5 protein-coding genes are annotated in these 3434 nt (G+C 74.9%); all 5 read right to left on the reverse strand.

Annotated features, from left to right (window positions below; all coding sequences use genetic code 11):
• Nucleotides 1–61: 61 nt before the first annotated feature.
• Nucleotides 62–937: a phosphogluconate dehydrogenase C-terminal domain-containing protein gene (locus HCN52_RS22885; protein WP_168090336.1), complete on the reverse strand. Its 876-nt coding sequence runs from the start codon at nucleotides 935–937 to the stop codon at nucleotides 62–64.
• Nucleotides 937–1740, reverse strand: coding sequence for a sugar phosphate isomerase/epimerase family protein (locus HCN52_RS22890; RefSeq protein ID WP_168090337.1), 804 nt, complete (start codon nucleotides 1738–1740; stop codon nucleotides 937–939). The genes HCN52_RS22885 and HCN52_RS22890 overlap by 1 nt, the downstream gene beginning before the upstream one ends.
• The gene (locus tag HCN52_RS22895; RefSeq protein WP_168090338.1) at nucleotides 1737–2510 is read right to left on the reverse strand and encodes a triose-phosphate isomerase family protein; all 774 of its coding nucleotides are present in this window, start codon (nucleotides 2508–2510) and stop codon (nucleotides 1737–1739) included. Before HCN52_RS22895 ends, HCN52_RS22890 begins: the two co-directional genes overlap by 4 nt.
• On the reverse strand, nucleotides 2510–2971 hold the full coding sequence (locus HCN52_RS22900; protein WP_168090339.1) for a ribose-5-phosphate isomerase: 462 nt from the start codon (nucleotides 2969–2971) through the stop codon (nucleotides 2510–2512). The genes HCN52_RS22895 and HCN52_RS22900 overlap by 1 nt, the downstream gene beginning before the upstream one ends.
• Nucleotides 2968–3434 (reverse strand): DAK2 domain-containing protein (locus HCN52_RS22905; protein ID WP_168090340.1); only part of this gene is annotated, 467 nt, incomplete at its 5' end. The genes HCN52_RS22905 and HCN52_RS22900, both read right to left, overlap by 4 nt.

A 3434-nucleotide genomic window follows, 5' to 3' on the forward strand; every position in this document is an offset into this window, starting at 1 on the left:
GTGCGCGGCCGCGGGGGAAGGCGCGGCCGCGCGGGGCCGCGCGTGAGGCGGCCCGGGGCGGTCAGCGCCGGACGCCGTCGATCTGCAGCATCCGGGCGATGACCGTGTCCAGTTCGCCGTCGTCGAAGACCTTCTTCCAGTCCTCGCGGACGATCGACTCCCGTCCGTAGTCCATGGCGATGAGGCAGGCGTCGGAGAACGGGTTCGACCCCTTGAGGGTGTTGGCGAGCGCCACCTGGGTGTGCCCCAGCAGCATCGCGCGGGCCGCGGCCTCGGGGACGCCCACGGTGTGCACGGTCTCGTGGAGCGCCTCGGTCAGCAGGGCGCCGACCATGCACGCGATCGTCTCCACCAGCGTGGGCTCCAGGACGGCCAACTGCTTCACCGTCACCCAGTGCACGTCCAGCACCGGGGCGTACATGGCGCGGATGACCTCCTCCGCCAGCCGCTGCCGCTCCGGGTCGCCGCCCTCGTAGGCCGCGACGACGTCCTGCGGCGCGGCGATGCCGCCGAAGGTGTCCGCCCACTCCTCGGCGGTGGTCCGCTCCAGGAAGACCGACGGGTGGCAGGGGTGCGCGCACACGTAGTGGACGTCCTGCCGCTCGTGCAGCAGTCCGGCGTACGCGGCGGCCGGGTCGAGGGTGAGCACCACGGTGCCGGGGCGCAGCAGCGGGACCAGCTCGGCCGAGACGGGGCCCAGGACCCGGTCCGGGACGGCCAGGATCACCACGTCGGCGACGGCGACGGCCTCGCGGGAGTCGGTGACCTCCCGCCCCAGGGTGCGGATGTGCTCCTGCCCCGCCTCGGATGCCTCGCAGAACAGCGTGCGGTGGTCGGTGGCGACCAGGTTGTCGGAGACGCGGCGCCCCATCTTCCCGGCCGCTCCGATGACGGCGATGGTGGTGGTGCCGGCCGCGTTGTCGGTCTCGGTGGCCATTACTCGCTCCTCAGTAGGGTGGTCATGCTGTGGCGGGTCCACCGGTCCTCCAGGCGGGCGGTGGCGTCGAAGCCCTCGTCCTGCCAGGGGAGCCAGTGTTCGACGATCTGGTGGATGCCGCGTTCGGCGGGCCGGACGGCGGCCACGGTGGCGGCGTGGTCCAGCAGCCCCTCCCCCAGCGGCGCGCCGGCGTAGGTGAAGCCGACCCAGCCGTCGCGGCGGGTGAACGCGAAGTCCTTGACGTGGATGTTGACGGTGCGCTCGGCGGTGGCGGCGACGACCTCGGCCGGGTGCTCCAGGCGGGCCACGCAGTTGCCCGGGTCCAGCACCACGCCGAGGTGGGGGTCGTCCACGGTGTCGACGACCGCCATCAGGTCGCGGGTGGCGACCTGCTCGTAGGTCTCCAGGCCGAGCGTCACGCCCTGTGCCGCGTAGGCGGCGACCGTGGGGCGCAGCAGGTCGGCGGACTCGGCCGGGCCGGGCCGGTGGTCGGGGGTGTGGAGCATGGAGCGGACCAGGGTGGCGCCGAGTGCCCCGGCGATGTGCAGGTGGCGCAGCAGATGGCCGGGGCGGATGCCCCGAGTCCCCACCTCCAGGCGCAGCCCCAGGCTCTCGGCGGCGGACCGCACCTCCGCGAGGCGTGCGTCGTCGTAGCCGGCCAGCGGCGGGTAGTCGCAGATCTGGAAGACCTCGCCGCCCAGGGCGCGGGTGTCGGCGAACATCTCCTCCAGCGTCATCGGCCGGGGTGCGCGGGCCGAGTGGCGCCAGAAGTAGGCGTAGGTGCTGATGCCGTAGGCCGTCATCGGACCGCCTCCGCTCCGGTGGGCACCTCGTCGAGGACGGCTGCCAGGGCGTCGGGGTCGTGGGCGAACCGGCCGAGGAAGAGGCCGTCGACGTGGGGCCGCAGCCGGGTGAGCAGCCCGGGGCCGGCGCTGCCGCCGTAGATGACCGCGGAACCGGCCCAGCGGCTCTCCCCCGCCAGGCGTGCGGTGAGGGCACGGCAGACGGTGGTGATGTGCTCCACCGGCGCGGAGGCGGCGGCTCCGATGGCCCAGCGCGGTTCGTAGGCGACCACCAGAGGGCCGCTCAGCCCGGCGGTGACCCGCTCCAGCTCGGCCACCGCACTCCGCGCCGCGGCCTCGGCCGGACCGGCTTCGGATTCGCCGACGCAAAGCACCGGGGTGAGTCCGTTGCGGAGCGCGGCAGCCGTCTTCGCGGCCACCATGGCGTCGTCCTCCCCGAACAGCGTGCGCCGTTCGGCATGGCCGACTTCCGCGTAGCGGCAGCCGATCTCGCTGAGGTAGGGGGCTCCGACCTCGCCGGTGTAGGCACCCGCGTCCTCGGTCGCCACGTCCTGCGCGCCGATGGCGACGCCGGAGCCGGCGAGCACCCCGGCGACGGGTACCAGGGCCGGGAAGGCGGGCAGGACGAAGAGCCGCGCGGCCCCGGAGGTCACCGCGGGGTGGGCGTCGGCCAGCGCGGCCACGCGGCGGGCCCAGTTGAGGGTGCGGTGGTGGCCGAAGTACATCTTGAGGCTGACGCCGATGGTGAGCGGGGCCGGCGCGTGGGCCATCACGCGGCCTCGTAGTCGGACATCAGGCGCACCTTGGCCGACGACGGGGACTCCTCGTCGAAGCGGTAGGTGAGCCACTCGGCGGCCAGCCGCCGGGCCAGTTCCAGCCCGATGACGCGCTGTCCGAAGGTGAGGACCTGCGCGTTGTTGGAGAGGACGGACCGCTCCACCGAGAAGGAGTCGTGCGCGGTGACGGCGCGGATGCCCCGGACCTTGTTGGCGGCGATGGCGACGCCCAGCCCGGTGCCGCAGATCAGCAGGGCGCGATCGGCCTCCCCCCGGGCGACCATCTCGGCCGCGGCGAACGCGACGGTCGGGTAGGCGGTGTGGCCGTCCGCGTCCACCCCGACGTCGGTGACGGAGGAGACGAGGTCGCTGGCGGCCAGATCACGGCGGAGCGCTTCCTTGTACGCGTAGCCGGCGTCGTCGCAGCCGATGACGATGCGGAGCGGGTCGGTCATGGTGTGTCCTTCGTGGTGGGGCGGTCGGTCGGGGCGGCGGGGCCGGCCAGCGCGGGGTGGACGGCGCGCACGATGAGGGCGAGCGAGTGGGCGCCGGCGTCGGGGGTGCCGAGCGAGCGCTCGGCGTGCGGCCGGGCGCGGCCCCGACGCGGCAGCAGTTCGGCGGTGGCCGCGGCGGCGGTACCGGCCGCGGTGGCGGCGCGGTCCCAGGCGTCGGCGGTGCGGGCGCCGGCCTCCGCTGCCGAGGTGAGCGTCTCCGCGAACGGGGCCAGGACGTCGACCATGGTCTTGTCGCCGACCTCGGCCCCGCCCAGCCGCCGGACGGCGGCGGCCGCCTCGGTGACGCCGGCGGCGACATCGGCGGCGGCGGGTGCCGCACGATCGCCGAGGCTCTCGCCCAGTGCGCGCAGCGCGGCGCCCCACAGCGCGCCGGAGGTGCCGCCGGCCCGGTCGGCCCAGGCGT

Source organism: Streptomyces bohaiensis, from assembly GCF_012033785.1.
Classification (GTDB): domain Bacteria; phylum Actinomycetota; class Actinomycetes; order Streptomycetales; family Streptomycetaceae; genus Streptomyces; species Streptomyces bohaiensis.